Genomic DNA, 25,457 nt, shown 5'->3' with positions numbered 1-25,457 from the left:
GATGGGACCACGACACGATGACGCTCGCACTCCTCTTTCCCGGACAAGGTGCGCAAACCGAAGGCTTTCTGCATCAGCTTCCGGCCCATCCTGCGAGTGACGCGACGCTCGCCGAAGCGTCCGACGTGCTTGGCTTCGACGTGCTGACGCTTGATAGTCATGCCGCCCTGCAATCCACGGTTGCTGTGCAAATTGGTATAACCGTCGCCGGCGTGGCCGTGACGCGCGCGCTGGCCGCGCAACAGTTGACGCCCGACTTCAGCGCGGGGCTGTCAGTCGGCGCTTATCCGGCGGCCGTCAGTTGCGGCGCGCTCGAATTTGCCGATGCGGTACGCCTCGTTCGCAAGCGCGCCGAACTGATGGAAGCCGCTTATCCGTCCGGTTACGGACTTGCCGCCATCGCGGGACTGACCGAGCATCAGGTCGAAACGCTTGCCGCACAGATCGCGCGTGACGGACGACCCCGCGTTTTCGTCGGCAATGTGAACGCGCCACGGCAAATTGTCGTGGCGGGCGCGAACGATGCGCTCGACGCGTTCATCGATATCGCACTTGCAGCCGGTGCTCGCAAGGCGACGCGCTTAGCGGTCAGCGTGCCGTCGCATTGCGAACTGCTCGGACCCGCTGCCGACGAACTCGCAGACTACGCGCGCAACGTCCCATTCCGTGCACCGCAGAGCCTATATATCGGCAATCGCGGCGGGCGGCCGCTGCATACGGCCGACGCAATTCGCGACGATCTTGTGACCAACATGCGCCATACCGTCCGGTGGTTCGATGCGTTGACGGTGATGGTCGAACTGGGGGCGCGCGTTTTGCTCGAAGCGCCGCCTGGACAGGTATTGACGGACATCGCGCGCGAACAGTTTCCGGATGCGGTGACGCTTCCCGCGAGCACGCTCGCGTTCGATCGGCTGGTCGCGACGGTTAGGCGCCGTATTGAGGCGGGCGGCTAGTGGAATTTGTGTATGTAGTGCTTGCGCAGCAGCGTTTGCTGGCAACTGCGGCTGCTTCGCAGAATGCCCAGCGCAGAGTCACGCCGGTGAGCGCGAGCCGACAAACATAGCGCGGCCGCCGTCGCTGTTGCGGCCGCCTCTGCGCGTCTGTGCCCGCAGCGACGGCGTTCGCCTCCCTAGTCGACAAACATTTCCTGCAGTCCCGATAGCGTCGAGGCTAGCGCCTGATCGGAAATGGCCCCCGCTTTCTTGACCAGCCGTTCCTTATCGACGGTGCAAATCTGATCGAGCAGAATCAACCCACGTTTGCGCGCAAACGTAAGGCCGACGCGGAAAGGCGCCGCCCTGCTGCCGGTGGTCATCGGGGCGACGATCACCGTGTTCAGGTGTTCGTTCAACTCCGGGGGTGACACGACCACGCATGGCCGCGTCTTCTGAATCTCGCTGCCGACGGTCGGATCCAGCGCAACTAGCCAGACCTCGCCGCGCTCTACCATACGAACCCCTCGTCGTCCGCGTTCGGGAAGTCGCCCATCACGAGGCGATCGCCGCCGGCCGACGCAACCGATCGGCTCGCGTCGGCCCAGCCCTGACGCGCCCGCTTCTGCGGCCGACGTAGCACCAGCGCATTTCCTTCGACTTGCATATCCACCTCGTCCTCCAGTCCCAGCTGGGCCAAAATCGGTTTCGGAATGAGCACACCATGCGAGTTACCCATCTTGCGGATCGTCGTTTTCATGGCATTGCCTCGACTGAAAAATGTTAAAAGGACCAAGGGGAAAAGTAAACACAAAGTTATTACATCATAGCATGGCCAAATGGCATAGGGCGAATCTCATGCTTTCGTCAACCAAAGCGCGCGTGAAGCGCAGGTCGACCGTTCGCGCGTTATGCGCATAAACTTTTTTTATCTTTTACACGTTATAGGCGCCCCATTCGTCAACGACGAGCGGCGGCCGCACCGCGCGGCATGACATGCCGAAACGTCAGATTGATGCGCTCCCCCTGTATGCGCGGCTCCTTCGGCACGCGATGCCGCCACTCCGCCTGCGTGCTGCCGCGCATCACGAGCAGGCTGCCGCTAGACAACGCAAACGACTGCACGGTGCCGGTCCGGTTATGTCGCAAGTCGAAGGTGCGCGTGGCGCCGAGGCTTACCGACGCAATCACCGGCTCATTGCCGAGCTCAGGCTCCCGGTCCGCGTGCCAACCCATGCTGTCCGCCCCGTTCCGGTAGCGATTCAGCAAGACGCTATTGAAGCGCGAGCCGCTGGCCGCTTCCGCCGCGGCTTTCAGCTCGCCGACCGCGGCAGTCCACGCCTCCGGTACGTTGCGGATACCTGAATAAACGTAGACGGCATCGGGCTCGCCCTGCCAGGCCGTCAGGCGAGGCAACGGCACGCGGCCCGCCGGCGTGCCCATCGTGTCCTGGCGCCAGGCGACCTCGTCGATGATGCGCTCGAGCATCGACGTCGCCGTGGCCGGCGAAAGCCAATCAGGGAACCACACCACATCGGGCGCGGGCAAATCGTCGAACAAATCGTGCATGGCAAAAAGCGCAATCGCGGCGCGGATAGTCTTGGGAGATACGGATAAGTATGAACCGTCGTCTGCAGCCGCGTTGACGGTGGAGATCGGAGTGCGCGATCGTTGCGATAAGCGCTTTGCGAAGAGGTCTCTACTGTCTTCTACCCCTCCAACCTTCCGTCAAATCTGCCGGTAGAATGGCTGGCCGGCGTTCCTATATATGACGTTGCCCCGCGAGATTGCCTGCCGCCTTTCGGCACCGTCGCGTCACGCTACCCTTTGCCATGCGCCTATCATCGTTCTTCGTTCGCCTCGTCTCCATCGGTATCCTGTTCCACCTCTATGTAGGGTTCCGGATCATTCCGGATCTGCCGATCGGTTCAACCGGGCGAGCGCTCTGTGTGCTGTGGCTCGTGCTGTCGTGTCTGCTGATTCCAGCCGGCATGCTGGCGCGGCGCTTCGAGCAGCAATCGGTCGGTGACCGGTTCGCATGGGTCGGGCTGCTGGCGATGGGCTTTTTTTCGTCGCTGCTCGTGCTGACATTCGCGCGCGATATCGTGCTTGCGTCGCTATTGACCGTAGATGCGCTATGGCCCCATACGGTGTCGATTGGACAGTGGCGAACGAATAGCGCGGCAGCAGTGCCGATTCTTGCGCTGATTTCCACGGCCATTGGTTTTATCAACGCGCGGCGTCGCGCGCGGGTCGTCACGATCGAAGTGCCGATCGACGATTTGCCGCGCGCGCTCGAAGGCTTCACGATCGTGCAGATCAGCGATATTCACGTCGGGCCGACCATCAAGCACAACTATGTCGATGCAATCGTCGAAGCGGTGAACCGGCTCGAGCCGGACCTGATCGCCGTGACGGGCGATGTGGTCGACGGGTCCGTCGCGCAGTTGTCCGCGCATACGCAGCCGCTGTCAAAACTGACTGCGCGGCATGGCGCGTATCTCGTCACGGGCAACCACGAATACTATTCGGGCGCCGACGCGTGGATCGCGGAATTCGAACGACTTGGATTGCGTGTGTTGCTCAACGAGCACGTGGTCGTGAACCACGACGGTGCGCAAGCGGTGATTGCAGGGGTAACCGACTATTCGGCGGGACACTACGATCCTGCGCATAACAGCGACCCGGCGGCAGCGCTTCGCGGCGCTCCCGGCGATGTACTGATCAGGGTGCTGCTCGCGCACCAGCCGCGCACAGCAGAGGCCGCCGCCGATGCGGGATTCACCTTGCAACTGTCCGGCCATACTCACGGCGGACAGTTCTTTCCGTGGAATTTCTTTGTCCGCTTGCAGCAGCCATTCACCGCGGGACTGGCACGCCTGAATGGGCTGTGGGTCTATACGAGCCGCGGCACCGGCTATTGGGGACCGCCGAAACGGCTCGGCGCCCCGTCTGAAATTACGCGACTCAAGCTGGTCAGCGCGGGCATCTGAGAGGCGTGGCGGCAGCGATGTGATGAGCGCTGCCGCCACGCATGCGTCGATATCGGCGTACCGGGTTGGGTTACCCGAGATGGCTTATTGAGCCGCCGACACCGACACATTCGCGGTCGGCGCGTAGACGACATCGACATGCGTACCGGCTGACAGTTGAGCGACCTGTGCAGCATTGCTCGCCTGAATATGGAATACCGCGCCTTTAGGGCCGCGCAGTGCGAGCACACCGGATTTCTGATCGACCGACACGACTTCTGCCGTGATGTTGTTCTGCGCGACCGGATCCGCGTTTGCCGCGTTTTGACCCATCGTGTTCGGCGAAGCGTGTGGCGTTAGCGTGATGACTGCATCGCGAACCATCCGTACGCGCACCTTGTCTCCGGACTTCAGCTCCGCAAGCTTTGTCGTATCGGGATTGACGTTGAAGGTTGCCTGTCCGCTCGCTGCGTCTTTCACGGTGACGGTATGTGCGACGCGATCCACTGCCTGCACGGTGCCTTCGGCCTGAAGCACACTGACTCCCGCGATGGCTGCGCTCGACGCAGCCGATGCGGCAGGCTGTGCCGCCTGTGGGCTTAACGGCGCCAAAGCAATAACGGCTCCGGCGATGACTGCAGCGATGGTGGGCTTCTGACTCATGCGATCCTCACGTGTTGATCAACAGCGATTCGCACAGCAGTTTGTTTTTCGAGATGAATCCTGTCAACGTTTGGAATCCGAATTAACTTCAAGAAACGTCAAATTGTAGAGACGGAGTGCGTATGGCTATGGATCTGTCGCGAGTGCTTGACGTTAGTGCCTGAGGGCGCATCATGGCATGTGAAACTTGAGAGCCGGCGCGTTGATGAATTCGAATTCGACGCCGTAAACGCACAAACCCCGCCTTTGTGGGCGGGGTTTGTGTTTCTTGCGAGGGAGCCTGACGATTACCTACTTTCACACGGGCAATCCGCACTATCATCGGCGTGGAGTCGTTTCACGGTCCTGTTCGGGATGGGAAGGGGTGGGACCGACTCGCTATGGTCATCAGGCATGACGGGTTGTTCTGCTGCGTTTTTGGGGCAGCAGAACCAATCGGGAAGAAGCTTTGGTAAGAGGTTGTGTTGTCTGGCACAACACTGATCACTCAACCGTCTGTTTGCGCTACCCCCTACGGGGGCGGGATGTCCGTAAGTGCTGAAGCACTAACGGTCACCTTGCCCCCTTGCGGGGGTGGTTCCGGGCCAGGCGCTAAAGCGCCAAGCCGTCACGTAAAACACACCGGTTATAGGATCAAGCCTTACGGGCAATTAGTATCAGTTAGCTTAACGCATTACTGCGCTTCCACACCTGACCTATCAACGTCCTGGTCTTGAACGACCCTTCAAGGGGCTCGAAGCCCCGGGGATATCTCATCTCAAGGCGAGTTTCCCGCTTAGATGCTTTCAGCGGTTATCTCTTCCGAACATAGCTACCCGGCGATGCCACTGGCGTGACAACCGGTACACCAGAGGTTCGTCCACTCCGGTCCTCTCGTACTAGGAGCAGGTCCCTTCAAATATCCAGCGCCCACGGCAGATAGGGACCAAACTGTCTCACGACGTTTTAAACCCAGCTCACGTACCTCTTTAAATGGCGAACAGCCATACCCTTGGGACCGGCTACAGCCCCAGGATGAGATGAGCCGACATCGAGGTGCCAAACACCGCCGTCGATATGAACTCTTGGGCGGTATCAGCCTGTTATCCCCAGAGTACCTTTTATCCGTTGAGCGATGGCCCTTCCATACAGAACCACCGGATCACTATGACCTGCTTTCGCACCTGCTCGACTTGTCAGTCTCGCAGTCAAGCACGCTTATGCCATTGCACTATCAGCACGATTTCCGACCGTACCTAGCGTACCTTCGTACTCCTCCGTTACACTTTGGGAGGAGACCGCCCCAGTCAAACTGCCTGCCATGCACTGTCCCCGAACCCGCTTCAGGGTCCAAGGTTAGAACCTCAAACAGATCAGGGTGGTATTTCAAGGACGGCTCCACGCAAACTGGCGTTCACGCTTCATAGCCTCCCACCTATCCTACACAGACCGGTTCAAAGTCCAATGCAAAGCTGCAGTAAAGGTTCATGGGGTCTTTCCGTCTAGCCGCGGGGAGATTGCATCATCACAAACACTTCAACTTCGCTGAGTCTCGGGAGGAGACAGTGTGGCCATCGTTACGCCATTCGTGCAGGTCGGAACTTACCCGACAAGGAATTTCGCTACCTTAGGACCGTTATAGTTACGGCCGCCGTTTACCGGGACTTCAATCAAGAGCTTGCACCCCATCATTTAATCTTCCGGCACCGGGCAGGCGTCACACCCTATACGTCCACTTTCGTGTTTGCAGAGTGCTGTGTTTTTATTAAACAGTCGCAGCCACCAGTTTATTGCAACCCCTTCACCCTCCTGGCGCAGGCCAGTCAAGCTACAAGGGCGTACCTTATCCCGAAGTTACGGTACCAATTTGCCGAGTTCCTTCTCCCGAGTTCTCTCAAGCGCCTTAGAATACTCATCTCGCCCACCTGTGTCGGTTTGCGGTACGGTCAATGTGAAACTGAAGCTTAGAGGCTTTTCCTGGAACCCCTTCCAGTTGCTTCGCTCCCTAAGGAGCTCGCGCCACGCCCTTGAATCCTGTGCCCGGATTTGCCAGAGCACCTTCTCCAACGCAGCGACCGGGACTTCCAACACCCGGACAACCTTCCGCGATCCGTCCCCCCATCGCATTTCACACTGGTGCAGGAATATTGACCTGCTTCCCATCAGCTACGCATTTCTGCCTCGCCTTAGGGGCCGACTCACCCTACGCCGATGAACGTTGCGTAGGAAACCTTGGGCTTACGGCGAGGGGGCCTTTCACCCCCTTTATCGCTACTCATGTCAGCATTCGCACTTCCGATACCTCCAGCACACTTTCCAGTGCACCTTCGCAGGCTTACGGAACGCTCTCCTACCATGCGTGCAAAGCACGCATCCGCAGCTTCGGTATATGGCTTAGCCCCGTTACATCTTCCGCGCAGGACGACTCGATCAGTGAGCTATTACGCTTTCTTTAAAGGGTGGCTGCTTCTAAGCCAACCTCCTGACTGTTTTAGCCTTCCCACTTCGTTTCCCACTTAGCCATATTTGGGGACCTTAGCTGGCGGTCTGGGTTGTTTCCCTCTTGACACCGGACGTTAGCACCCGATGTCTGTCTCCCGTGATTGCACTCTTCGGTATTCGGAGTTTGCTATGGCGAAGTAATCCGCAATGGACCCTTCAACCATGACAGTGCTCTACCCCCGAAGGTGAGACACGAGGCACTACCTAAATAGTTTTCGGAGAGAACCAGCTATTTCCAGATTTGTTTAGCCTTTCACCCCTATCCACAGCTCATCCCCTAGTTTTTCAACACTAGTGGGTTCGGACCTCCAGCACGTGTTACCGTGCCTTCATCCTGGCCATGGATAGATCATCTGGTTTCGGGTCTACACCCAGCGACTAAAATCGCCCTGTTCGGACTCGCTTTCGCTACGCCTGCCCTAATCGGTTAAGCTCGCCACTGAATGTAAGTCGCTGACCCATTATACAAAAGGTACGCCGTCACCCCTTGCGAGGCTCCGACTGTTTGTATGCATGCGGTTTCAGGATCTGTTTCACTCCCCTCCCGGGGTTCTTTTCGCCTTTCCCTCACGGTACTGGTTCACTATCGGTCGATCACGAGTATTTAGCCTTGGAGGATGGTCCCCCCATCTTCAGACAGGATTTCACGTGTCCCGCCCTACTTGTCGTACACCTAGTTCTTCCACACTGTTTTCGCCTACGGGGCTATCACCCGCTATGGCCGCACTTTCCAGAGCGTTTGGCTAACACTGCAGATAAAGAGTACAGGCTGGTCCCATTTCGCTCGCCACTACTTTGGGAATCTCGGTTGATTTCTGTTCCTGCGGCTACTTAGATGTTTCAGTTCGCCGCGTTCGCTTCACATAGCCTATGTATTCAGCTACGGATACTCCATTCGGAGTGGGTTTCCCCATTCGGATATCGGTGGATCAAAGCTCGTTTGCCAGCTCCCCACCGCTTTTCGCAGGCTACCGCGTCCTTCATCGCCTGTGATCGCCAAGGCATCCACCACATGCACTTGTTCGCTTGACCCTATAACGGGTGTGTCTCGCGGCCAGCGTTAGCGCTTTAGCGCTTACACTGGGCTCGCCCCCGAAGGGGGTACACATTCCGCTACAGGCTGAGTTTTCGCGTTGTGCCGTATTCCAAGCGCCCTCTTATCGAGGACCCTAAAAAATACTTCGATACAATCACAACCCTGATCAATCTACTCACGTCCATCTCGAGACGCTTTCATTGATCTCTTACTACTGCTTCTTCCTGATTGTTAAAGAACGACAGCCGATATGCGCTACTACCGCACTCGATACTGACTGGCGCAATCGCCAATACGCAATCTCCGGTCAGCTGACCAGCAGATTCTGTATTGGGGATTGGTGGAGGATGACGGGATCGAACCGACGACCCCCTGCTTGCAAAGCAGGTGCTCTCCCAGCTGAGCTAATCCCCCGCACGACAACTTTCAAGGGATCTGCTCTCCACCTTCCGCCCCCTTCGGGGGTGGGGCTTCCGTAAGCGCTGAAGCGCTAACGGCAGCCGACATGGTGGGTCTGGCTGGATTCGAACCAGCGACCCCCGCCTTATCAAGACGGTGCTCTAACCGACTGAGCTACAGACCCCTTCAGCCTGTCCTTCAATGCACAGCCGACAAGTGTGAGTGCTCAACTTAAGACGCAAAGCTCTGGAAAGGAGGTGATCCAGCCGCACCTTCCGATACGGCTACCTTGTTACGACTTCACCCCAGTCATGAATCCTACCGTGGTGACCGTCCTCCTTGCGGTTAGACTAGCCACTTCTGGTAAAACCCACTCCCATGGTGTGACGGGCGGTGTGTACAAGACCCGGGAACGTATTCACCGCGGCATGCTGATCCGCGATTACTAGCGATTCCAGCTTCACGCAGTCGAGTTGCAGACTGCGATCCGGACTACGATCGGTTTTCTGGGATTGGCTCCACCTCGCGGCTTGGCAACCCTCTGTTCCGACCATTGTATGACGTGTGAAGCCCTACCCATAAGGGCCATGAGGACTTGACGTCATCCCCACCTTCCTCCGGTTTGTCACCGGCAGTCTCCCTGGAGTGCTCTTGCGTAGCAACCAGGGACAAGGGTTGCGCTCGTTGCGGGACTTAACCCAACATCTCACGACACGAGCTGACGACAGCCATGCAGCACCTGTGTTACGGCTCCCTTTCGGGCACCCCCACCTCTCAGCAGGGTTCCGTACATGTCAAGGGTAGGTAAGGTTTTTCGCGTTGCATCGAATTAATCCACATCATCCACCGCTTGTGCGGGTCCCCGTCAATTCCTTTGAGTTTTAATCTTGCGACCGTACTCCCCAGGCGGTCAACTTCACGCGTTAGCTACGTTACCAAGCCAATGAAGGCCCGACAACCAGTTGACATCGTTTAGGGCGTGGACTACCAGGGTATCTAATCCTGTTTGCTCCCCACGCTTTCGTGCATGAGCGTCAGTATTGGCCCAGGGGGCTGCCTTCGCCATCGGTGTTCCTCCACATCTCTACGCATTTCACTGCTACACGTGGAATTCCACCCCCCTCTGCCATACTCCAGCAATGCAGTCACCAATGCAGTTCCCAGGTTAAGCCCGGGGATTTCACATCGGTCTTACATCACCGCCTGCGCACGCTTTACGCCCAGTAATTCCGATTAACGCTCGCACCCTACGTATTACCGCGGCTGCTGGCACGTAGTTAGCCGGTGCTTATTCTTCCGGTACCGTCATCCTCCATCCATATTAGGGACGAAGTTTTCTTTCCGGACAAAAGTGCTTTACAACCCGAAGGCCTTCTTCACACACGCGGCATTGCTGGATCAGGGTTGCCCCCATTGTCCAAAATTCCCCACTGCTGCCTCCCGTAGGAGTCTGGGCCGTGTCTCAGTCCCAGTGTGGCTGGTCGTCCTCTCAGACCAGCTACGGATCGTCGCCTTGGTGGGCCTTTACCCCACCAACTAGCTAATCCGCCATCGGCCGCTCCTTGAGCGCGAGGTCCGAAGATCCCCCGCTTTCCTCCATAGAGCGTATGCGGTATTAATCCGGCTTTCGCCGGGCTATCCCCCACTCCAGGACACGTTCCGATGTATTACTCACCCGTTCGCCACTCGCCGCCAGGGTTGCCCCCGCGCTGCCGTCCGACTTGCATGTGTAAGGCATGCCGCCAGCGTTCAATCTGAGCCAGGATCAAACTCTTCAGTTCAATGCCTGTTACTGTTTTCGGTTCCGCAGTTTCCTGCTAAAGAACCGGTCGCTCACTCAACGTACTGACAGTTGGATCTCTCTAAAGAGACCCTTCAATACTGTGTGAGACACTTGATACTTTCGCTATGCAATGACCCCGAGAGGTCATCGTGCGTCGCCATCAAGCACCCACACTTATCGGCTGTGAATTGTTAAAGATCGCATCACGCAAAGGGCTTTAAAACCCGGCTGAAACCACCCAGCCGCTACCGCCCTTTCGTGTCTGCCGCTCGCTGCAGCAGAGAAGCGAGATTATGCAGGCTATCACTCACATCGTCAACAGGTTTTTAACTTCTTCCAACCTGCTGCACCCCGCGAAAGCCCCGCCATTACTGGCGATCCCGCTTGCTTCAATTTTTCGCACCTACTTCAACTGCGCCTCACAAAGAGACCGTCGAAAGCGCGAAAGACCGGAATTCTAGTCACTTGCATGACACGACGCAAGCGGTATTTCGCAAAAGCATGAGGGCCTGTGAAGTAGCACTTCACAGGCCCTCATGCAACAGCTCAATCCTTAAGAAACGAAAGCGCAGATACAAGCAGAAAGACAAGCAAAACGACAAACAAAACGACAACCAAAACTGCAAGCAAAAACACAAGCGCTCAAATCAAGCCACCGCCCGCCTCTCCATCACCCGCTCAACCACGCCAAGATAGTGATCGACATCGGGCGTCACCGTATTCGCCACCTTCGCGAGATCATCCCACCGACGCAACCGCAGCGCGCCTTCAGCATGCGGCTTGCTCAAGAACGCCTTGGCTTCCTCGCCGCTAAAGATGCCACCTTGCAGATTCAAGCTACGCACCGAATCCGGCGACAGCTTGCCGAAGTACGTATCGTCGATCGCGCACAAGCAGCGCTTCGCATCGACATGCAGGCGAATCGGCTCGAGCACCGCATCGGGCAACACGGGCCGCAAGAACGGCAGCGCAAAGAACTGATGCAGATCGTCGACGCCGCGTGCAGTCGGCGTTGGCCCACGGCGATTCAGCAAGTGCCCGATGTCATGCAGAAACGCGGCGGCAACAAGTTCATCGCCCGCATTTTCCTTTTCTGCCAGCGCGCCGCACTGCAACGCATGCTCAAGCTGACTCACCTGCTCGCCGCCATAATTCAGACTCCCGTGATGCTCGAACAACTCACGGATGTCGCTAAGACTCAAAGCCACGATGTCACTCCCACGGTAACGAAAACGTCTTGAGATTGGTGAAGCTCTTCATCGCCTCCTGCACGCCTTCCTTATAGCCGAGCCCCGAATCTTTAATGCCGCCAAACGGCGTGAGCTCGACGCGATAGCCGGGCACTTCCCACACATTCACCGTGCCGACCCGCAATTCATTGATGAAACGCAGGATCGCATCCTGCCGGTTCGTACACACGCCGCACGACAAACCGTACGGCGTGCCATTGCTGATTCGAATCGCGTCGTCGAGCGTATCGAACGCGACGATCGGCGAAACCGGCCCGAATGTTTCTTCGCGAATCAGCGTCATCGACGGGTCGACGCAATCGACGACCGTCGGCGCATACAACGCGCCATCCCGCTGATTGCCGGTCAGCAGCCGCGCGCCTTGCGCAATCGCTTCATTGACGCGCGCTTCGAACAGACGCGCCGCGGTCTCGTCGATCACGGTGCCCATCTGGTTCGACGCATCGAACGGATCGCCATACGACCACGCACGCGTCTTCTCGACGACCAGTTCGGTAAAACGCGCCGCCACGCTACGCTGCACGAGTATTCTTTTGACTGCGGTACACCGTTGCCCCGAGTTCTTGTACGAACCCTGCACGGCAAGCGTGGCCGCGCGTTCGAGATCGGCGTCTTCGAGCACGATCAACGGATCGTTACCGCCGAGTTCGAGCACAACGCGCCGGTAGCCGGCGCGCGCCGCGATCTGTTTGCCGATCGACACGCCGCCGGTAAACGTCACGAGTTCCGCAAGCGGATGCGTGATCAGTTCATCGGCGATTTCGCGAGGGTCGCCGGTCAGCACTTGCAGCATCGGCTCGGGTAAGCCCGCTTCGTACAGCAGATCCGCCAGAAAGTACGCCGAGAGCGGCACCTTCTCCGATGGCTTCAGCAAGACGCGATTGTTGGTCGCGATCGCAGGCGCGATCTTGTGCGCGACCTGGTTCATCGGATGGTTGAACGGCGTGATCGCAACAATCACCCCCGCAAGCGGCTCGCGCTGCGTGAATACGCGACGACGCTTGCCATGCGGCGTCAGATCGCACGAAAAACTCTGGCCATCGTCGCGCAGCGCTTCGATCGAAGCGAACTTGAATACATCGGCGACGCGACCGATCTCATAACGCGAATCCTGCTTCGACAGGCCCGATTCGAGCGAGATCAGATCCGACGCAGCCTCTGCGCGTTCGCGCAGCAAGGCCGCGGCGCGCTCGAGAATCTGCGAGCGTTCGTAACGCGTGAGCTTCGCCGAATACGCGTACGCATACTCGAATGCCGCGCGCACATCGTCGACAGACGCAAGCGGCGCACTGCCGACGCGCAGCCCGCTATACGGATCGAACACATCGAGCGTGCGTTCGCGCCGCGCTCGCGCGCCGGCGAGCCTCAACGCTTCCTCACGAAAAGCCGCATGATCATTCGAACGGGTACGCGAATCACCAACCGCCTGTTCGTTCCGATGTTCGGCGAGCACAGCGTTCATGAGATCACCAGATGGTTGAGCGCGACGTCGAACACATCGAAGTTGCGCATGCGTCGATTCGCGGGCCAATTCACGACGCGCCGGTTGAAGACGAGCGGCACCTGCTGCTCAGACAAGCCGCCATGCGAGCGCAACGGCACCGTCAGGCCGGACAGGTCATGTTCGGCCTGACGCGTGCCGAGCACGACGTCGCGCTCGCTGATCACAACGATGTCGCCGACACGATCGTTCGGCAGTTCAAAGCGCTCGCAAGCCGCGCGATTGTCGAGCACGACTTCGACACCCGGCAGCGCGGCAAGTCTCGCGATCACCGCCTCGACGTCGCCCGAAGAAGAAGACGCAGAAGACGAAGGCAGGTAAACCGTCGCAAACGAACCCAGCGCGCCGTGGTGCACGACATACGGATCGGTAATCGGCAAGATCACGCGCGTGGTGCGTGCGCCAAACCAGTCGTCGAGCACATCCTGCAGATAGATCACATTGGGCGCGCCCGTCACCGGATCGTGCTTCGCATTCATACCGTGATCGGCAGTCAGCGCGATCGTCCAGCCGAGCTCATGCAACTGCGCAAGATAGCGGTCCATCATCGCGTAAAACGAATTGGCGTCAGGCGTGCCGGGCGCGCTCTTGTGCTGCACGTAATCGGTCGTCGACAGATACATCAGATCGAGCTTGCGTGTTTGCGCGAGCCGCACGCCCGCCGCAAACACGAATTCCGACAGGCCCGCGCTATACACATCCGGCACCGGCAAGCCGACCAGCTCACTCACGTGATCGATGCCGTTTTCTTCGAGCGTCGCCGCATCGGCTTTCTCCGCCGAAAAGCAGATGCCTTTCATTTGCCAGCCGAGCAGGCGCCGCAGCTTGTCCTTCGCCGTCACGACGGCAACCGCCGCGCCCGCTTCCGAAGCCGCGGCAAGCAAGGTGCCCGCGCGCAGATACGCGGGGTCGTTCATCATCACTTCGCCGCCCTTGCCACCGTTCGCATCCGGGTCCCAGAAGTAATTGCCGCAGATGCCGTGCACCGAAGGCGGTACGCCGCAGACGATCGACAGGTTGTTGGGGTTCGTGAACGACGGAATCACGCAATCGCCCTTGAACGCCGCGCCGCCGGCCAGCAGCCGCGCAAGATACGGCGCCACACCGGCCGCGGCCGCTGCTTCGAGATAGTCGTATTCGCAGCCGTCGACACACACGACGACGGTCGGCGTGTCGGGCAGCCGGTACCTCCGCCCGTTCACCTCAATGCTCGTCAGAGCGTGGACGTGGGTCGCTTCAGCGGATTGACTAGCCATTGCGTGCTTCCATTAATGCGAGTGCGTTTCCACATTTTCTGTCATTTCGACACATTTTGCCACATATAAAGTCGTCGAAAATCCAGCAAAAACGAGACCACGCGAAAATTTTGGAATGCGACTGCGCGGACGGTGTGAATCAGTCCGCGCGCCGTTTAGGGACGCGCGCCGCAATCAGCAGCAACGCGGCGAGCGAAACCAGCAGCAGAATCAGCGCCAGCGCCGAAGCCGGCAGGTAATAACCGCGCTCGACCTGCCCGACCACGACGATCGGCACGGTCGCGAAGCCCGGCGGATAAACGGTCAGCGTCGCGCCGAGTTCGCCGAGCGACAGCGCGAAGCCGAGCGCGAGACTCGCGCGGATCGCCGGCACGAGCTGCGGCAGCACCACCGTGCGCAGCACCATCGACGGCGGCGCACCGAGGCTCGCCGCCGCTTCGCGCAGCACCGTCAGCTCGGGCCGCAGCGCCGCGGCCGCGCAGCGATAGCAGAATGGCAATACGAGCGCGAGCTGCACGAACACGACGATCGCCGCCGAACTCGACAGATCCACCGGCCGCTTGTGATACGCGATCAGCACCGCGAGCCCCAGCACAACGCTCGGCACGCCGTTGGGCATCATCGCAATCGTATCGACGAGCGCGCCGAGCCCGCGCCGGTCGCGCCCTTCGAGCGCCAGCGCAAGCCACAAACCCAGCGCCGTGCCGAGTATCGCCACACCGAAGCCGACTTCGAGACTCGTGGTGACCGCATCGAAATCGCTCGATCCGAGGCGCTCGAACCAGCGCATGCTGAAACCATCGGGCAGGATTGTGCCGGACCAGTGCGACGCGACGCTCGACAACGCGACGACGATCACCGGTAAAACGAACAGCCAGCAGCACAGCAACGCAGCGAACGCGAGGAATGCGCCTCCCGCGATGCGCGCGGCGAGACCGCGCTGCACCGGACGCGCGCGATGACGAATCGCAGGCAGCACAACCTTGTCTTGCGGCGTCGCCATCAGCGTCGTCCTCCCGCGGTGCGCCGGTTGACCTGGCGGTATAGCGCATAGAGCGACAACGACATCGCGAGCATCACAACCGCACCCGCGGCCGCGGTCGGCAGATCGAGATCAACGGTCGCCGAGCTATAGATGGCGACCGGCAGCGTAATCAGACGCGCGCTGCCGAGCACGAGCAAAATGCCGAACTCGTTGAGCGTGAGCAGGAAGCAGAGAATCGTGCCGGCCGCGATGCCGGGCCACGCGAGCGGCACGATCACGCGCCACGCGACCATCCAGCTGTTCGCGCCGAGGCTGCGCGCCGCTTCGATCAAGCGCATATCGAGCATCGCGAACGACGCGAGCGTCGGCCGCACGACGAACGGCGCATAGAACACGACTTCCGCGAGAATCACGCCGCCGATGCCGAACAGGAAATCGAGCGGCGGCGCCTGCAAATGGAAGAGCCGCTGCAGCCCGATGCTGACCGAGCCCTGCGAGCCGTACAGAAAAATCAGCGTGAACGCGACCAGAAACGACGGGAACGCGACGAACAGTTCGAGGAACCGCGTCACGAGCCGCGCGCCGGGAAACGGCCGGAAAAACAGCAATGCCGCAAGCGCGACGCCAAGCAGCGAAGCAAGCCCCGCGCTCAGCAAGAGAATCCACAGCGTCGTGCCGATCACGCCGCTCGTCTCCGGATTGCCGAAGAACTTCGAGTACGCCTGCAGACTGACGCCGTGCGCGCCCGACAAACTCAACAACACGAGCCGCACAAGCGGATAGATGACAAGCGGCCCGAGTACGAAAACCGCCAGAAACAGCAGACGCCATTGCGACGCGCGCGTCCGCCGGCGCTTCTGCGCGGCATGCAACGCGGCGCTCGCCGCGCGGCGCGCATCGGCGCCACCAGTACCATCGGCGCCGGCAGCCGCGCCGAGCGCGTCAGGGCTTGATAAGGACGACATCGTCAGTCTCGTAGTGCAAGGACACGCGCGCGCCCTTCTCCGGCGTCATGCTGCTCACGCGCTGCATCGTGACGAGCACATGCTCGTTCGGCATCGCATCGAGCACGACCGACACCGACAGCACCGCGCCATACCATTCGACCGACGCGATCGTGCCATGCAGCTGCCCTTGCCCGAGCGGCATGATACGCAGCGACTCCGGCCGCAGACACGCAACCCGCTCGCGTTCCGTATGGCGCGCATCGCCGAGCGGAAACGCCACATGCGCGGGCAGCAGATTCGCCGCGCCGAGATACCGCGCGACGAACGCATCGTCCGGCGTGTCGTACAACTGCTGCGGCGTGCCGAGCTGCGCGATGCGGCCTTCGCGCATCAGCAGCGTGCGATCGGACAGCACGAGCGCATCGTCCTGATCGTGCGTCACGCAGACAATCGTCAGATTCGGCAGCCGCTCGTGCAGCGCCTTCAGTTCGGAGCGCACCGACGCGCGCAAATTGGCGTCGAGCGCCGACAACGGCTCGTCGAGCAGCAACACGTCCGGTTCGATCACGAGCGCGCGCGCCAACGCAACGCGCTGCTGCATACCGCCCGACAGTTGCGCGGGCATCACATGCCCCGCATCGCCGAGCTGCACGAGCTTCAGCGCATCGGCGACGCGACGCGCGATTTCCTTCGACGTCACGCGCCGCGCGCGCAACCCGAACGCGACATTGTCGAATACCGACAAATGCGGAAACAGCGCGTAGCTCTGGAACAGCAGCCCGAGATTGCGCTTGTGCGGGGGAACATGCGTGAGGTCGTGACCGGCCACCGTCAGCGTGCCGGACAACCCGTCCGCTTCGATAAAGCCGGCGATAAAGCGCAGCAGCGTGGTCTTGCCACAGCCGCTGCGGCCGAGCACGGTCAGCAGTTCGCCGCGCTCGATGGTCAGCGACAGATCGTCGAGCACCGTGCGCGCGCCAAAGCGCACGGTCAGGTGCTCGATCCGCACGCCGTCCGGAGCGTTGGCGCGCGCGATACCCGGTGATTCGAGGCCGGCGTCGAGCGCGCCGGCGTGATCAAGACTCGCGGTATTCACCGGGTTCGTCTCCCGCTTTTCACTGATGGACAATCGCTACTGCGGCCAGGCGAAACGAAGCGAAGCGTAAAGCAAGCCACTTATTTCGGCTTCACGACTTCAAGCTGCTTGCCCGAATTGCCGATCACATCGTTCTTCCAGCGCGCGGTCCAGTCGGCCTTCTTCGCCATCACCTGGTTCCAGTCGACCGGAATCAGCTTCACGCCGGAGATCGCCTGCTTGACCGCCGCGCCGTTCTTGCCCGAGAGCGCCACGTCGCTACGCGCCGGAATACCGAAGATGTCCGGCACCTTGGCCTGCACGTCGCTCGACATCAGATAGTCGATCAGCTTCTTGCCGCCGGCCGTGTTCGGACCGTTCTTGATCAGACCGATCGCGTACGGCAACTGGAACGTGGTCGGCTGGCCCTTGGCGTCGGCCGCGAGGAAGATCGGCTTGAGCGTAAGGCCGCCGTTCGCCGCATCGTCGAGATCCATCTGCAGGTCGCCGTTCGCCACCGCGATTTCGTTGCGCGACAGCAGCACGTCGAGGTAGCCCGTGCCCTTCGTGTGGAACTTCGCGCTCTCCTCGAGCTTCTTCAGGTAGTCGAACGCCTTGTCTTCGCCCATCAGCGACGTGGTCAGGATGATCACCGCCATGCCGTCGCCGGCCGTGGCCGGGTTCGAGTACGCGACCTTGCCGCTGTAGTCAGGATGCAGCAGATCGGCGAACGTCTTCGGCTGGTTCTTGACCACTTCCGGATTGATCGCGAACGAGAAGTAGTTGTTGACGAAGGTCGCCCACGCACCATCCGACGCCTTCGCGATGGCCGGCACGTTCTTGTAGTTCACGCTCTGGTAGTTCTGCAACAGACCGGTTTGCGCCGCTTGCTGGATAAACGGCGGCAGCGTGACGAGCACGTCGGCCTTCGGCGAGTCTTTTTCGACGGTTGCGCGGTTGACCACTTCGCCGCTGCCCGCCGTGACGATATTGACCTTGATGCCTTCCTTCTTCTCGAAGGCCGGCAGCACGTCCTTGTACAGATTCTCGAGGCCATCGGCCGTGTACAGCACGACCGCGTCGGCCGCATGCGCGGACAGGCTCGCGCCGAACGCCGCTGCCGCGACAAGCGCCGGCAGCAGTTTGCGGACGATGCCGGCGGTTGCGCGAGGTTGATTCGTCGATCTCATGTCGTTTTCTCCAAAGGGGCGAAATGCCCATGGCCGAACCCGGCGCATCGGGCTGCCCGAATCTGTTCTGTTTGTACGGCGCGCGAACGTGCAAGGCCGCGCCGCGTATATCTGGTCCGCCTGGCGTAACACAGATTGCCAACCCCAACCTTGCTGACTATCTGACTGACCAGTGGCAACTGCGGGCAACTGTGAGCAACTGCGGGCAACTGCACAGCTGACCGCGGTCCGGCGGAAGCGGCTCCTGATCTGACGAATCCGCCGCCTGCCGTCTTTCGACAGGCAGGGGCAAGAATCACAGGTTTCCGTGACAATTCCGTGACGATTCTCAAAAACGCCACAACTTGACACACATTGCCAATAAACGCCAACATACCAATGCAGTCGCGCTGCACCGGTACGGCCGCCCGCTTAACGAAAGGAACCTCTGTGATTCTCGGAAACGATCCGATCCTGCTGACGCCAGGACCGCTCACCACATCGCCCACGACACGCGAAGCGATGCTGCGCGACTGGGGCTCGTGGGACGCCGCCTTCAACCGGATCACGCAAAGCGTCTGCAACGACCTCGTCGATATCGCGCATGGCCGTGACGACTATGTCTGCGTGCCGCTGCAAGGCAGCGGAACCTTTGCGGTCGAAGCAGCGCTCGGCACGCTGGTGCCGCGCGACGGCTGCGTGCTCGTGCCGAACAACGGCGCGTATTGCGCGCGTATCGTGCGGATCCTGCAGCGGCTGTCGATCGCATGTGTCGAGTTGCCGTTGCGCGAGGACGAGCCCGTCACCGTCGCGGCGCTCGAACAGGCGCTCGCGCGCGAGCCGCGTATTACGCACGTCGCGCAGGTGCATCTCGAAACAAGCGCGGGCCTGCTCAATCCGCTCGATGAGATCGCCGCGCTCTGCAAGCGGCACGGCAAAAGCCTGATTGTCGACGCGATGAGTTCGTTCGGCGCGCTGCCGATCGATCTGCGCACGGGCGGCATCGATGCGCTCGTGTCCGCGAGCGGCAAGTGTCTTGAAGGCGTGCCCGGCATGGGCTTTGTGATTGTGAAGCGCGACGTGCTCGATGCGAGCGAAGGCCGCTCGCGGTCGCTGGCGCTCGATCTGTACGACCAGTACGCGTATATGAAGAAGACGACGCAATGGCGCTTCACGCCGCCCACGCATGTCGTCGCCGCGCTGCGCCGCGCGCTCGATACGTTTTTCTCGGAAGGCGGACAGCGTGCGCGCGGCGCGCGCTATGCGCGCAACTGCGCGACGCTGATCGACGGCATGCAGGCGCTCGGCTTCCGGACCTTCCTGTGCGCCGATGCGCAGGCGCCGGTGATCGTCACGTTTCACGCGCCGCGCGACGCGAAGTGGAATTTCGCGGAGTTCTATGCGGCCGTGCGCGATGCGGGGTATGTGCTGTATCCGGGAAAGCTCACGCAGGTGGAGACGTTCCGCGTCGGCTGCATCGGCGCCATCGACGTCAATGAAATGCACAATGCGGTCGCGGCGATCGGCAGGACGCTTGAACGGTTAGGGATACGCGTCCGCTAACGGACATGCAGCGGGCGCGGGAGGAACCTGCGCCCGATCTCGCGCTGATCAGGCGATCAGGATCTCGGGGCCGCGCGCGGTAATCGCCTTGGCCAGCGCACGTTCCGGCGCCACCTCGGTCACCACATAGCGTGCACGCTCGAGGCCGCGAATGCGCACCGGCGTCACGCGCCCGAACTTCGAATTGTCGGCGACCACCACCACGATATTCCCCGCTTCGACCATCTTCGCGCGCACTTCGGCTGCCATGCGCGAGTAGTCGGACAGATGCGCGTCAGGCGTGATGCCGCCCGCGCCGACGATCGCGAAGTCGGCGTGATACTGCGACAGCTGATGAATCGTATCGAGCCCGAATGCCGCGTCTTCGATATCGGACAGCTCGCCGCCGAGCAGCGTCACGCGGTTCTCGTTGCGACGTCCCAGTACGAGCGCGATGCGCCAGTCGTTCGTATAGACCGACAGCCGATGACGAATCATCAATGCACGCGCAACCGCATTCGTGGTGCTGCCCGAATCAATGATGAGCGACGCGCCATCCGGCACGAGCTGCGCGGTGCGCTCGCCGATTGCGCGCTTGGCAGCCGCATTGGCCGCTTCGCGCACATCGACGTCGGGCTCGCGCCGGTCGCTCGATAAAGCGCCGCCATGCGTCGTCACGATCAGGCCGCGTTCGGCGAGCGTATTGAGGTCGCGCCGGATCGTCTCGCGCGACACGTTGAGCTCGCGCACGAGCTCCGCCACCGACAATGCGCCGTTCTTCGAGACTTGCGACAGGATGTATTGATAGCGTTGTTCGGCGAGCATCTCTCTCTTGGGCGGCCGCTCGTGGTCGGCTCGTGTGAGTTCAGGAGGCCGGCGTATTGTATTACGTGGCACAGGCCGGTGCGCCGGGCCCGAGCATGTCCAGATGTGGCGGGGCAGCGGCAACCGATCGCTCAGCACCCAGTGTGCCCGAAGGCGCATCCCTGCTAAGCTTGCCCCCTTATGCCACGCACTGCCCCGTGCGCTCTGCCGACCGTTTAGCCGATGCCGTCTTTCTTTCGCCGCCTGCTCCTGCTGTTTCACGCCCTGCGTTTCGGTGCACGCCTGATCTGGCTCGCTGCGCCCGCCGACCACAAGGTGCACTGGATCGTCTCGCTGATCGAGCGCGTTCATGCGTCGGAACGCGGCCGCGCCGGCGTGCACGGCGTGCTGCCGCTGCTCGGCCCTCTGGCCGGCAGCTTTGTGCAAACGCTCGCGACGCGTCCCGAGCTCGCCTCCGGCACGCTGCACGATGCACTCGATTCGGTCCACCATCTGCTCGAACCGTTGCCACCCGACGCCGCGGGCAAGGCGCTTGCTGCCGCGTTCGGCCGGCCGTTACCGACGCTCTTCGAATCGATCGATCTGAGCGCCGTTGAAAGTGGTTTTGCGCATCAAATCCATCTCGCGCGGCTCGCCTCGCCGATCGACGGCCACCGCGAAGTCGAGATCAAGCTGCTGCGTGTCGCGCAGCGCACGCAGATCGCCGACGAAACGGCGCTGCTGCGCTGGGTCGCGCGCTGGCTCGAAAAGCTTTCGCGCGCGGCGCGCAAGCTGCGCGTGCGCGAACTGGCCGAGACCTTCACGCAGGAGATCATGCGCCGTCTCGATCTGCGCGCGGAGGCGGCCAACCAGAGCCAGACCGCGCACCTGTTCGCCGACGATTCGCGCGTCGTCGTGCCGACCGTCATCTGGGATCTGTGCGGCGACGCGACGCTCGTTATCGAGCGTATCGAGACAGTGCGTGTGACCGACTTCGCCGGTCTCGCCGCGCATCGCGTGAGCGTGCCGGCGCTCGCCGCGCGCATCATCGAAGTCGCCACGCACGAGGCGTTCGAGCACGGCTTCTTCCATGCGGCGCTCGACGCCCGGCGCGTGCGCGTGAGCGTCGATGAAGAGACGCACGGCAAGCTCGTGCTCGGCGACTTCGCCGTGATGTCGAATCTGTCGAGCGACGAGCGCTCGTTCTTCGTGCACGGCGCAACGGCCCTGTTCGGCCAGCATTACGGACGCCTTGCCGATCTGCATCGCAACGCCGGTCACGTTCCGTCCGACGCGCGCACCGAACAGCTCGAGGCCGAACTGCGTACGCGTGCCGAAGCGCATTTTGCGGGCGCGTCGCACGAGCGGAATGCAGGCCCGCTGTTCCATCATCTGCTGCATGCGGTTGCTCCGTTCGACGGCTGTGCGCCGCCGCGTCTGGTCGCCGCGCAACGCGCGTTCGAGCAGGCTGAAGAATTGGCGAATGCGCTTCATCCGGGCGTCGACAGCTGGAATATCGCGCGTCACGTGCTGGCCGATCTGGCGCGGCGCGATTTCGATCATCGCGGCTGGGCGAAGCATCTCGCGCAGGAACTGCCGCATCTCGCGCATCTGGTGCCGCGCGTGCCGCAGCTTGCGATTCGCTATCTTCAACAGCAACACACCGTTGCGACCGCGCGGCAACATGTGCAGCTGGTCGGCGAAGTCACGCGCGAGTATCGGCGCACGCGTACGTTGTTGTGGGCCTGCACGGCGTGCGGCGCGGTGCTCGGCGCGCTGGCGATTCTGTTGATGTAGCGAGGACGGGCAGGCGGCGAGCAGCGTGTGACGACGGTGGCGGTGACGATGACGGCGGCGCTAGCGCTGACGGCGACGGCAACGGTGACGCTGACGATGACGCTAACGTTGACGGCGGCGCAGCGTCGCCGGCCGGCGGCAGTGCAGCTTCGAACAAGACAGCCGGCACGCCACTTCGCGATACTGCGAACCTCTCAGCTCCTGTTGCCGTCGGTGTCATGCTCGCTTCAATCAATGCGGTCGTATTTGTCGTCCTGTGGTCGACTGGCTTCGTCGTCGCGCGCGCGATCGCGCCGTACGCCGACCCGAATCTGTTTCTGCTGGCGCGCTTTTCGGGCACCGCCCTGCTCTTCGCGTGCGCGGCGCTGATCGGCCGCGCCGTCTGGCCGACCGGCCGCGCGCTCGGCAAGCATCTGGTCGCGGGTGCGCTGCTGCAAGGCGTCTATCTCGGCGCCGGCTACTGGGCGATTGCGCAAGGCATGTCGGCCGGCGTCATGGCCTTGCTCGGCGCGCTACAACCGCTTCTGACCGCGGCCGTCGCCGCGCCGCTGTTCGGCGAACGCCTGTCGCGACGCGGCTGGAGCGGCATGGCGCTCGGCCTCGCCGGCGTCGCGCTCGTGCTCGAACCGAAACTCACCGCGGCCGGTTTGCCCGCGACGCACGGACATGCGCCCGCGTGGCTCGTCGTCACGGTCTCGGTCCTCGCGGTCGTGGCCATCACCGCGGGCACGCTGTTTCAGAAGACTTCGCTCGCAAGCGCCGATCTGCGCAGTTCGAGCGCCGTGCAGAACTTCGGTGCGGCGCTCGTCGCCGCGCTGCTCGCGCTTGCGCTCGGCGAGCACCGCTGGATTCCGTCGCCGACGTTATGGGTGTCGCTTGCGTGGGGCATTGTGATGCTGTCGGGGGTCAGCCTGACGCTGCTCGTCTGGCTCGTCAGACGCGGCGATGCATCGCGCGCGACGGCGCTGCTGTTTCTCGTGCCGCCGCTTGCAGCGATCGAAGGCTATGTGGGCTTTGGCGAGACGCTAACGCCGATTCAGATCGCGGGATTTGTTGTCGCGCTCGTCGGCGTGCTGCTGGCGAGATCGAAGTCGTGAACCGATGATGTGGCGGTCGGTGTTGATCTCGCCCCCAGGCACTGCATCGCTCGGGTGAGCGCGGCCTGCGAACAGCGACGGCGAAGACGTCACGGACCGAGACCGCGACCGCCACAACCCTGACGCCGGCCCCAATCAATCGGCCGTATCCGCACCGGCCGGCATCTTCGCGCGCAGCGTGCTGCTTGGCGCGGGCGACCATGCCGGCCTCGTCTTGCGCGCCGAGTCGACCACGACGATAAAGCGCCCCGCCCACGGCGTGATCTGCCGGTCCGCGTGCAGCACCCACAGCGAGCGTCCCGAATCGACGAGATCCTGATACTCGGCATCGAGAATGCCGTAGTGATCGAGGAATCGATCGAGTGCGGCCGGAATCCGCACGCAGCCCTTCGAATGGCGGATGCCGAGCAGCGGCTCGAGTTTGTCGGGATCGGTCGCGTGCATCTGAAAGCGCATCTGCGACATGCCGCCCTTGCCCCAGCCGCGCTCGCCCTGCGCCCAGCCGAAATCGAAAATCCGCAGATCGTGCCGGCCGTAGCCGCGGATGCCGTTCGCGTTCATCGTGCCTTCCGCGCGAAAGTCCATATTGTCCGGCGTGTGCTCGAACACACCGAGCGGCGTGATGAAATGGTCGTACTGTCCCGGCCTGCCGGTCGCGACCGGCGACGCGCCGATCAGTTGCCAATCGTCGGCCGGTATCGCGCGAAAATAGATAAAAAGCGCCTGCACGTTCGGGTTGCGATCGACGAGCACCACATACTCACCCGAGAGGTTGCCGAGCGTGTTCGCATCGAGCGCCGCCTCGAGCCGCATGCCATACACGCGCTGATCGGCAAGCGGTACTTTCAGCCGGCGCGCGACATCATGCTCGAACAGGTCGCGCATCAGAAACGCCTGCCGCGGATCGGCGCCGCCGACGGCATCGCGCGCCGCGACCTGGGACTCGAGCGCGGACCATGACGCCGGTGCGCGCGGCTGCGGCGCGCCGACGGCAAATGCGGGCGCGCATACAGAGGTAAAGGCAAACAGGATGGCGATGGATGCGGCAAGCGCCGTGACGGGTCTGGCAAAGGCGCTGGCGAATATGCTGGCAAATGCGCGGGCATACGCGCTTGCAAACAGGCTGGCGAACACGCCCGCAAGCAGGCCAGCAAACCGGTCGATAAACATATTGGAAAACGCGGCGGCAAATACGCGTCGCCATGCCACTGTACATTTCGAAACAATTCGGGCGGCGAAACCCATGTCCCGATTCAGCCGCGCAACATTACCGACGCAATGCATTCGACGAATCGCATCGCGTCCGTTATTACCGCTCTCGAATTCCAGCGCGCGTTTCGCGAGCCGGCAGAACTTGTTGTTCTTCATCGCTGTGTACGCAAACCCGCTTGGGCCTGACTGCGCGCCGACCCTCACGGCACATGGAAGACCCGCGCGGAGCTCGCCCTTGCAGATCTTTCGACGACAATGTGTCATGCGCCGAAATCAGGAACATGAAAATCAGGCATGGAATGGACAAACATCAGTCCAATTTGACTGCGCGTCCCGACCGCCTGTTTCGACTGACTCAGTTTCGACTGATTGAGTTTCAACTGAACCAGCGCGCGGCCGCGATAATACGAAACGAAGCAATCGAAGCAATACGCCAGAGCAATGCCGGCAAATGCACCACGAATGGCGCCACGACTAGCACCGCGAATGCGTCAGGCAAATTAAAGCGTCTGACGAACATAATCGGAGACAGGCTGTCCACATTAAACCAGAC

At 61.4% G+C, this 25,457-nt stretch carries 18 protein-coding genes, 2 tRNA genes and 3 rRNA genes; 5 read left to right on the top strand and 18 right to left on the bottom strand.

Features of this window, described 5'->3' with window-relative positions; translation table 11 throughout:
- The first annotated feature begins 17 nt into the window (after positions 1-17).
- The gene (gene mdcH / locus KZJ38_RS30390; RefSeq protein WP_219800770.1) at positions 18-956 is read left to right on the top strand and encodes a malonate decarboxylase subunit epsilon; all 939 of its coding nucleotides are present in this window, start codon (positions 18-20) and stop codon (positions 954-956) included.
- Positions 957-1,132: 176 nt separating this feature from the next.
- On the opposite strand, the gene KZJ38_RS30385 is transcribed toward mdcH, so the two are convergent.
- The 3 genes from KZJ38_RS30385 to KZJ38_RS30375 form a co-directional block, all read right to left on the bottom strand.
- Positions 1,133-1,453, bottom strand: coding sequence for a type II toxin-antitoxin system PemK/MazF family toxin (locus KZJ38_RS30385; RefSeq protein ID WP_219800769.1), 321 nt, complete (start codon positions 1,451-1,453; stop codon positions 1,133-1,135).
- Complete coding sequence (locus KZJ38_RS30380) at positions 1,447-1,695, bottom strand: AbrB/MazE/SpoVT family DNA-binding domain-containing protein (protein WP_219800768.1); 249 nt, start codon at positions 1,693-1,695, stop codon at positions 1,447-1,449. Before KZJ38_RS30380 ends, KZJ38_RS30385 begins: the two co-directional genes overlap by 7 nt.
- 200 nt (positions 1,696-1,895) lie before the next feature.
- The gene (locus KZJ38_RS30375; RefSeq protein WP_219800767.1) at positions 1,896-2,504 is read right to left on the bottom strand and encodes an alpha-ketoglutarate-dependent dioxygenase AlkB family protein; all 609 of its coding nucleotides are present in this window, start codon (positions 2,502-2,504) and stop codon (positions 1,896-1,898) included.
- Positions 2,505-2,767: 263 nt separating this feature from the next.
- On the opposite strand from KZJ38_RS30375, the gene KZJ38_RS30370 reads away from it, so the two are divergent.
- The gene (locus KZJ38_RS30370; protein ID WP_219800766.1) at positions 2,768-3,928 is read left to right on the top strand and encodes a metallophosphoesterase; all 1,161 of its coding nucleotides are present in this window, start codon (positions 2,768-2,770) and stop codon (positions 3,926-3,928) included.
- A gap of 84 nt (positions 3,929-4,012) precedes the next feature.
- Here the strand turns inward: KZJ38_RS30370 and KZJ38_RS30365 are convergent, their stop codons facing one another.
- From KZJ38_RS30365 to phnS, 13 genes are all read right to left on the bottom strand, one after another.
- Positions 4,013-4,570 (bottom strand): hypothetical protein, encoded by a 558-nt coding sequence (locus KZJ38_RS30365; RefSeq protein WP_219800765.1) that lies wholly within the window; start codon positions 4,568-4,570, stop codon positions 4,013-4,015.
- Positions 4,571-4,848: 278 nt separating this feature from the next.
- Positions 4,849-4,962, bottom strand: a 5S ribosomal RNA gene (gene rrf / locus KZJ38_RS30360).
- 237 nt (positions 4,963-5,199) lie between these two features.
- Positions 5,200-8,083, bottom strand: a 23S ribosomal RNA gene (locus KZJ38_RS30355).
- Positions 8,084-8,425: 342 nt separating this feature from the next.
- Positions 8,426-8,501, bottom strand: a tRNA-Ala gene (locus KZJ38_RS30350).
- Positions 8,502-8,593: 92 nt separating this feature from the next.
- Positions 8,594-8,670: transfer RNA gene (locus tag KZJ38_RS30345), tRNA-Ile, on the bottom strand.
- A 66-nt stretch (positions 8,671-8,736) separates the two neighbouring features.
- Positions 8,737-10,267: ribosomal RNA gene (locus KZJ38_RS30340) — 16S ribosomal RNA — on the bottom strand.
- The 16S, 23S and 5S rRNA genes sit together here with 2 tRNA genes alongside, the layout of an rRNA operon.
- A gap of 649 nt (positions 10,268-10,916) precedes the next feature.
- Entirely contained in the window at positions 10,917-11,477 is a 561-nt protein-coding gene (locus tag KZJ38_RS30335) for a phosphonate degradation HD-domain oxygenase (RefSeq protein ID WP_219800764.1), read from the bottom strand.
- Between the two features lie 4 nt (positions 11,478-11,481).
- A complete protein-coding gene (gene phnY / locus KZJ38_RS30330) occupies positions 11,482-12,981 on the bottom strand; it encodes a phosphonoacetaldehyde dehydrogenase (RefSeq protein WP_219800763.1) in 1,500 nt (499 codons plus the stop codon).
- Positions 12,978-14,276 (bottom strand): phosphonoacetate hydrolase, encoded by a 1,299-nt coding sequence (gene phnA / locus KZJ38_RS30325; protein WP_219800762.1) that lies wholly within the window; start codon positions 14,274-14,276, stop codon positions 12,978-12,980. The genes phnY and phnA overlap by 4 nt, the downstream gene beginning before the upstream one ends.
- A gap of 139 nt (positions 14,277-14,415) precedes the next feature.
- A complete protein-coding gene (gene phnV, locus KZJ38_RS30320) occupies positions 14,416-15,279 on the bottom strand; it encodes a 2-aminoethylphosphonate ABC transport system, membrane component PhnV (RefSeq protein WP_219800761.1) in 864 nt (287 codons plus the stop codon).
- Positions 15,279-16,226, bottom strand: coding sequence for a 2-aminoethylphosphonate ABC transporter permease subunit (gene phnU / locus KZJ38_RS30315; protein WP_219800760.1), 948 nt, complete (start codon positions 16,224-16,226; stop codon positions 15,279-15,281). Before phnU ends, phnV begins: the two co-directional genes overlap by 1 nt.
- Positions 16,204-17,304, bottom strand: coding sequence for a 2-aminoethylphosphonate ABC transport system ATP-binding subunit PhnT (gene phnT / locus KZJ38_RS30310; protein WP_219803718.1), 1,101 nt, complete (start codon positions 17,302-17,304; stop codon positions 16,204-16,206). Before phnT ends, phnU begins: the two co-directional genes overlap by 23 nt.
- Positions 17,305-17,384: 80 nt before the next feature.
- Positions 17,385-18,473 (bottom strand): 2-aminoethylphosphonate ABC transporter substrate-binding protein, encoded by a 1,089-nt coding sequence (gene phnS, locus KZJ38_RS30305; protein WP_219800759.1) that lies wholly within the window; start codon positions 18,471-18,473, stop codon positions 17,385-17,387.
- A gap of 378 nt (positions 18,474-18,851) precedes the next feature.
- Here phnS and KZJ38_RS30300 point away from each other — a divergent pair, with 378 nt between their 5' ends.
- A complete protein-coding gene (locus KZJ38_RS30300; RefSeq protein WP_425518384.1) occupies positions 18,852-20,015 on the top strand; it encodes a 2-aminoethylphosphonate--pyruvate transaminase in 1,164 nt (387 codons plus the stop codon).
- 48 nt (positions 20,016-20,063) lie between these two features.
- On the opposite strand, the gene KZJ38_RS30295 is transcribed toward KZJ38_RS30300, so the two are convergent.
- The gene (locus KZJ38_RS30295; protein WP_219800758.1) at positions 20,064-20,819 is read right to left on the bottom strand and encodes a DeoR/GlpR family DNA-binding transcription regulator; all 756 of its coding nucleotides are present in this window, start codon (positions 20,817-20,819) and stop codon (positions 20,064-20,066) included.
- 222 nt (positions 20,820-21,041) lie between these two features.
- On the opposite strand from KZJ38_RS30295, the gene KZJ38_RS30290 reads away from it, so the two are divergent.
- Both KZJ38_RS30290 and KZJ38_RS30285 read left to right on the top strand, forming a co-directional pair.
- On the top strand, positions 21,042-22,595 hold the full coding sequence (locus tag KZJ38_RS30290) for an ABC1 kinase family protein (RefSeq protein ID WP_219800757.1): 1,554 nt from the start codon (positions 21,042-21,044) through the stop codon (positions 22,593-22,595).
- A 218-nt stretch (positions 22,596-22,813) separates the two neighbouring features.
- On the top strand, positions 22,814-23,692 hold the full coding sequence (locus KZJ38_RS30285; protein WP_219800756.1) for a DMT family transporter: 879 nt from the start codon (positions 22,814-22,816) through the stop codon (positions 23,690-23,692).
- A 135-nt stretch (positions 23,693-23,827) separates the two neighbouring features.
- Here the strand turns inward: KZJ38_RS30285 and KZJ38_RS30280 are convergent, their stop codons facing one another.
- Positions 23,828-24,901 (bottom strand): L,D-transpeptidase, encoded by a 1,074-nt coding sequence (locus KZJ38_RS30280; protein ID WP_246641839.1) that lies wholly within the window; start codon positions 24,899-24,901, stop codon positions 23,828-23,830.
- Positions 24,902-25,457: the final 556 nt, after the last annotated feature.

Source organism: Paraburkholderia edwinii (genome assembly GCF_019428685.1).
In the GTDB taxonomy this organism is placed as follows: domain Bacteria; phylum Pseudomonadota; class Gammaproteobacteria; order Burkholderiales; family Burkholderiaceae; genus Paraburkholderia; species Paraburkholderia edwinii.
This window is presented reverse-complemented; position numbering and strand designations above follow the sequence as displayed.